Below are 5,413 nucleotides of genomic sequence, written 5' to 3'. Positions count from 1 at the left end.
TGCAGGCGTTCGTCAAGCAAACTGTCGCGCCGTATAAATATCCGCGCGTGATTCAGTTCATCGATGCGTTGCCTCGCACGGAGACGGGCAAGCTTAAACGGTTCGCGTTGCGGACGATGTGATGGTGATTTTGATTGCGCTGGCGCCAGTCAAGGTTGCGCTCGGATGCGGCCGTCAACAGCAGCCGAGCACCTGGACTGGCTGCGAGGAGCCGGTTTCGTAGGGGTTGATGTGGTTTGGATGTACGCAGGTCACGCCATATTCACTGCCACAAAGGCGGAAATCGAATGACTCACCGCCCCACCCGCACAATCCTGTCAGGGGCCGCGCCCAGCGCGAACGGCGGGACGCCTAACCGCTCACGGAACGCAGCGGCAAGCCGTCACATCTGCTTGAACAAGGCGGCATAAGCGCGGCTGACAGGCAGCACCGCATCATGACCGATCAGATGAATTCGCAGACGCCCCAGCAAATCGCGCTCGATTCGATCGATCGCCTTGTAAGCGACGATCACACCGCGATGCACCTGCGCAAACCGGTCCCCATCCAGGCGCGGCAGCAGCTCCTTCAGCGGCGTACGAATCAAATGCCGCTGCTCGGACGTCACGGCTTCCGTGTACTTGTCAGTGGCCTGAAAGAAAAGCACGTCGTCGATCGAAACGAGCTTCGTGGCGTCTTTGACGCCAATCGTCAGCCAACGTATCGGCATCGCGTCGCTCAGTCCGCATGCCGTCACCGCCGCCGTCGCCGCGTCGGCCGTCGGTGCACCCTGCCGCTGCAAACGCGCGATACAACGCAATAGCCGTTCGTCGGTCACCGGTTTAAGCAAATAATCGACGGCCGACGTCTCGAACGCCTCCACCGCATGCGCGTCGTATGCAGTGACGAACACCACGCGCACGTCGTTCGCCAACTGCGCCACCTTCAATCCGTCGATGCCCGGCATACGGATATCGAGGAACGCAAAATCGGGCCGCTTTTCGTTGAGCTGCGCAAGCGCATCCACCCCATCGCGCGGCATACCCACGATTTCCAGCTCCGGCCAAAAGCGCATCAAACGCGATGCAAGTTCCGCCGAAAGATTCGGCTCGTCGTCGGCGATCAAAGCGGAAGGCATATCAGCGAAGTGGAATCGACAAGCTCGCGGTCACGCCCCGCGCGGCATCGGCGTTCGACGCGACGGTTACCCGTCCGCGGTCGCCATACAAGGAAACAAGCCGAGCCCGCACGTTAGCGAGCCCCACGCCGCCGTGCAACTTCGTGGAATGCCCCAGCCCGACACCCGTGTCGACCACGGCAAGCGTCAACCTCTCACCCTCCCGGCGCCCGACGATGCGAATCTGTCCGCCCTCGATCGAAGGCTCAATGCCGTGCAGCAAGGCATTCTCGACGAGCGGCTGCAACAGCAGCGGTGCGAGCATCAAACTGTGCAGCGATTCGGGCACGTCGACCTCATAGCTCAGCCGGTCTTCAAGACGCACCGCCGCGATCTTGAGCAATGCTTCGACCAGTTCGAGTTCGTCTCCCAGCGTAGACGTCGCACTGCGCGTGCGGCTCAAACTCGCCCGCAAATAGCGATTGAGGCTGTCCAGCATCGACGCGGCCCGCTTCGGATCGCGTTCGATCAAGCTTTGGACATTGGCCAGCGTATTGAATAGAAAATGCGGCTCGATCTGCGCCTGGAGCAACGCGAGCCGCGCCGCCGTCTCCGATTGCCGCAGCTCGGCCGCCTCGCGCCGCTGCGTTTCGAGCGTGGCACGCATGCGCAACGCCTGCGCCGACACGGTGAAGAACGCGCAAGCCACGCCCGCAATCACGAACGAAGTGCCGTAGTGAAACCACGCATCGACACCGCCCCGTCCGATCAGATGCGGCGCGCCACCAACGGTCATTGCTGTGAATTCGACGCCGATGACGACGCCGGCCGGCGCAATCAGCAACACCCGCACAAGGGGCCGGGATCGAACGGTATCGAATCTGTTGAGTAACGTGCCGAGCGCCGAAGCACTCAGGCCGATGGCATTCGCCACGACGAGGTACTGCAGCAGGGGTTCGGTGCGATGCGCCGCCCAAAACCCCAGCCCGACGATAGAGTTGAACGCGATGAGCCAGGCGACGGACGTCAACCGGCCAGCGACAGAAGAGAAGCGGCGCGCGACATCGCCCTGATCGCGGCCCCCTTGATGAAGGCGGGAACGGCTGGCGGCTGACGAAAGCGGATTGAGCTCTGTGTCCATGATGTGATATTTCGGCTGCGTCTAGAACCCGAACCGACGCCGCCGGCCACTCTACTCCCTATCCCGCATGCCCCGCAAAACCTGCGACGAACGGCTGCCGCACGCGATGAACGGTCAAAACCTGCCGCTCAACTGCCGCTCAACTCGCGCGCAATGCCGTCGCAATCGGCTGACGCGCCGCCCGAATCGCCTTCAACTCGCTCTTAACGCCGTCGCAATCGGCTGACGTGCCGCCCGAATCGCCGGCAGCAAGCCGCCGAGCATGCCGATCGTGCACGCGACGAATACGCCCGTTATCAGCAGTGAAACCGTCACGGTCAAATGGAACACAACCTGCGAGAACCCCGCGCCGAGCGTATTGACCGTGTTACCGTCGAAGAACACCCAGGCCGCCGCCGAGCCGATCAAGCTGCCCACGATCGCGAGCAGCAGCGATTCCACGAGCACGGAGATCACGATCGGCATGCCGCTGAAACCGATCGCGCGCAGCGTCGCGATTTCGCGCGTGCGCGTCGACACTGCCGTGTACATCGTGTTGAGCGCACCGAAGCAGGCCCCGAGCGCCATGATGCCGCCAACGAAATAAGCCAGCAAATTAAGCAGCTTCGACAGATTGCGCGATTGCGCCGCGTAGTAATCGGCCTCGCGTTGCACACTGACCTTCAGCGACGGATCCGTCGTCAACGCGCCCTTGGAGCGGTCGAATGCGGCGGCTGAGTCGAGCATCGCGGTCACGGATTGAAAGCCGTTGCGGCGATAGGCCGACAACACGGTTTCAGCGTCACCCTGAAGCTCCGACTCGTGCGCGTCGCCGCCGCTTTCGAAGATACCGACGACCGTCCATTCGGAGTTGCGAAACGCGATGTGGTTGCCGAGTTCGAGCCCCTTGAACTGCGCCACGGCGGATTTGCCGACGATCAGCTCGCGCACCGCGGGGCGGAACATGCGGCCCGCGATCAGATGCATCTCCGGCCGCAGCTTCATCGCGTTCGGCCCGACGCCGCGCAGCGTGACGTTGGCATCGCCGCCGTCTTTCTTTTGCGGCAGCGAGACGATCACCACGGCTTCGGCCGAGGCAATCGGCCGTCCCGCCTCGTCTTTACGCACGCCAGGGGCATCCATGATCGTCTGCGCGTTCGCGCGATCGATCGTGCTTTCGAGTTCGGCCTGCGAGCCCGCACGCAGCACGATAGCGCGATCCTCGCGCGCCGTGCCTTTCAACGTGTGCTGGAACCCCGTCGCCATCGCCAACACCGACACCATCACGGCCACCGTCACGGCAATGCCGATCACGATGACCCACGCAGTGCTGATACGCTGCGGCAAGCTGCGCAGATTCATCCACGTGACTGCAACGATTTGCTTGATCATGAGCGCAGCGCCTCCACGATGACCAACCGCTTGGCACGCCAAGCCGGAACAATGCCGGTTGCCACGGCAAGCAGCGCGGACATCAGCACGCCTTCGAGAATCACCGTCGGCGGCAGCTTCACAACGCCGAGCGTATTGCGCAGTGCCGGGAATATCAAATCGGCAAGCCCGAGACCCAGCAATGCCGCCACGACGCACAGCGTCAACGATTGCACGAGCACCAGCACCAGCATGCGCGTATCGGAAAAGCCCAGCGTCTTGAGCACGGCCAACTCCGGCACCTGCTCGCGCACCGCTTGCATGACGGTGCTGCCAACCGCGAACAGCAACGCGAAGAACACGGCGAACAGGATGTACGTCACGATCAGATTGATGTCGCCGATCTGTTTCATGAACGACTGCTGGAATTCCTTCTCGGTTTGCGTCTTCGTCTCGTCGGGCGAATTGGCGAAATGGTCGTCGATTTCCTTCGCCACCACGGCCGATTGCGATGGGTCCTTTACCACGACGATGTACCAGCCCACCGTGCCCTTCGCGAAGCTGCGCGCTTCATCGAAGTATTTGTAGTTGAAGAACATCGCGTCTTCGCGCGCGCGATCGGACGGATCTTGATAGAGACCGACGATGTCGAAGTCCCAATCGGAATTGCCGTCGGACGCCTTCACCCAGATCGTCGAATGCAGCGGAATGCGATCGCCGACCTTCCAGCCATATTTCTTCGCCAGACCGGCACCGATGATGGCACCGTCACGCGTGTGCTCGAGTGCGGCCAACTGCTCGGCCGGCACCTGGTACTCGGGGTGCGCCGGAAACTCGCGTTCGGGCTCGACGGGAAAGGCCGCAATGAAATTCTTCGGATCCTGGTAATACGGCCCGAACCACGATTCGTGCGAAACGCGTTGTACACCGGGCAGCGCCTCGATCTGTTGCATATAGGCGTATGGCAGGTTCTCGGTGATCGAAATCCGGTTCGTGACTACGAGGCGATTGACGTTCGACCGCTCGATCGTTTCCTTGAAGGCCGAATTCACGCCCTGCAGCATGCCGAACAGCAGGAACGCGATCATGATCGAGAGTAGCGACAGCGAGGTGCGCACCTTCTTGCGCCAGAGCATCGCCCATATCAGCGGAATGAATTTCATGGCGTTACGCCTCGGTCCGTTGCCGCTCTTCGACGAACCGCCCTTTGTCGAGATGCAGCGTGTGCGTCGCGTAATCGGCCGCCTTCTGATCGTGCGTCACCATGACGATCGTCTTGCCGTAATCGCGATTGAGCAACTGCAGCAGGTGAAGAATTTCGTCGGCCGTCGTGCGATCCAGATCGCCCGTCGGTTCGTCGCAGACGAGCAGCTTCGGATCCGACACAAGTGCACGTGCGATCGCCACACGCTGCGCCTGCCCGCCCGAAAGCTCGGAGGGTTTGTGCTTGGCACGGTCCTCCAGACCGACGATCGTCAGCGCCGCATGGACACGCTTCATCCGCTCGCTCTTACCGAGCGAGGTCAGCAAAAGCGGCAACTCGACGTTGCGTTCGGCGCTAAGCATCGGCATCAAGTTATAGAACTGAAACACGAAGCCGACGTTGTTCGACCGCCAACGTGCCAGCGCCCCGCCTTTCAATTGATCGATCCGCTCACCGGCCACGACGAGCTCGCCGCTCGTCGGATGATCGATGCCGCCGATCAGGTTGAGCACCGTCGTCTTGACCGATCCCGAGGGACCCATGAGCGCGACGAAATCGCATTCCGAGACGTGCAAGTCTAGGTGTTGCAGGACTTCCTGCGCATTCTTTCCGCGCGTGTACG

At 61.8% G+C, this 5,413-nt stretch carries 6 protein-coding genes; 1 reads left to right on the top strand and 5 read right to left on the bottom strand.

Annotated elements, in window-relative coordinates:
• Nucleotides 1-122, top strand: a 122-nt coding sequence (locus ACTHL0_RS19565) for an AMP-binding enzyme (RefSeq protein ID WP_440568521.1), incomplete at its 5' end; no start/stop codon positions are given.
• 260 nt (nucleotides 123-382) lie between these two features.
• Here the strand turns inward: ACTHL0_RS19565 and ACTHL0_RS19560 are convergent.
• The 5 genes from ACTHL0_RS19560 to ACTHL0_RS19540 all read right to left on the bottom strand — a co-directional run.
• Nucleotides 383-1,117, bottom strand: coding sequence for a LytR/AlgR family response regulator transcription factor (locus tag ACTHL0_RS19560; protein ID WP_440568520.1), 735 nt, complete (start codon nucleotides 1,115-1,117; stop codon nucleotides 383-385).
• A 1-nt stretch (nucleotide 1,118) separates the two neighbouring features.
• On the bottom strand, nucleotides 1,119-2,237 hold the full coding sequence (locus tag ACTHL0_RS19555; RefSeq protein ID WP_440568519.1) for a sensor histidine kinase: 1,119 nt from the start codon (nucleotides 2,235-2,237) through the stop codon (nucleotides 1,119-1,121).
• Between the two features lie 192 nt (nucleotides 2,238-2,429).
• Complete coding sequence (locus ACTHL0_RS19550) at nucleotides 2,430-3,608, bottom strand: ABC transporter permease (RefSeq protein WP_440568518.1); 1,179 nt, start codon at nucleotides 3,606-3,608, stop codon at nucleotides 2,430-2,432.
• The gene (locus ACTHL0_RS19545) at nucleotides 3,605-4,750 is read right to left on the bottom strand and encodes an ABC transporter permease (RefSeq protein ID WP_440568517.1); all 1,146 of its coding nucleotides are present in this window, start codon (nucleotides 4,748-4,750) and stop codon (nucleotides 3,605-3,607) included. Before ACTHL0_RS19545 ends, ACTHL0_RS19550 begins: the two co-directional genes overlap by 4 nt.
• A 4-nt stretch (nucleotides 4,751-4,754) precedes the next feature.
• On the bottom strand, nucleotides 4,755-5,413 hold a 659-nt coding region (locus tag ACTHL0_RS19540; RefSeq protein ID WP_440568516.1), incomplete at its 5' end, for an ABC transporter ATP-binding protein.

Source organism: Trinickia sp., from assembly GCF_051961175.1.
GTDB lineage: Bacteria > Pseudomonadota > Gammaproteobacteria > Burkholderiales > Burkholderiaceae > Trinickia.
The sequence above is the reverse complement of the archived record's forward strand: the minus strand, read 5'-3'. Positions and strand labels throughout refer to the sequence as shown.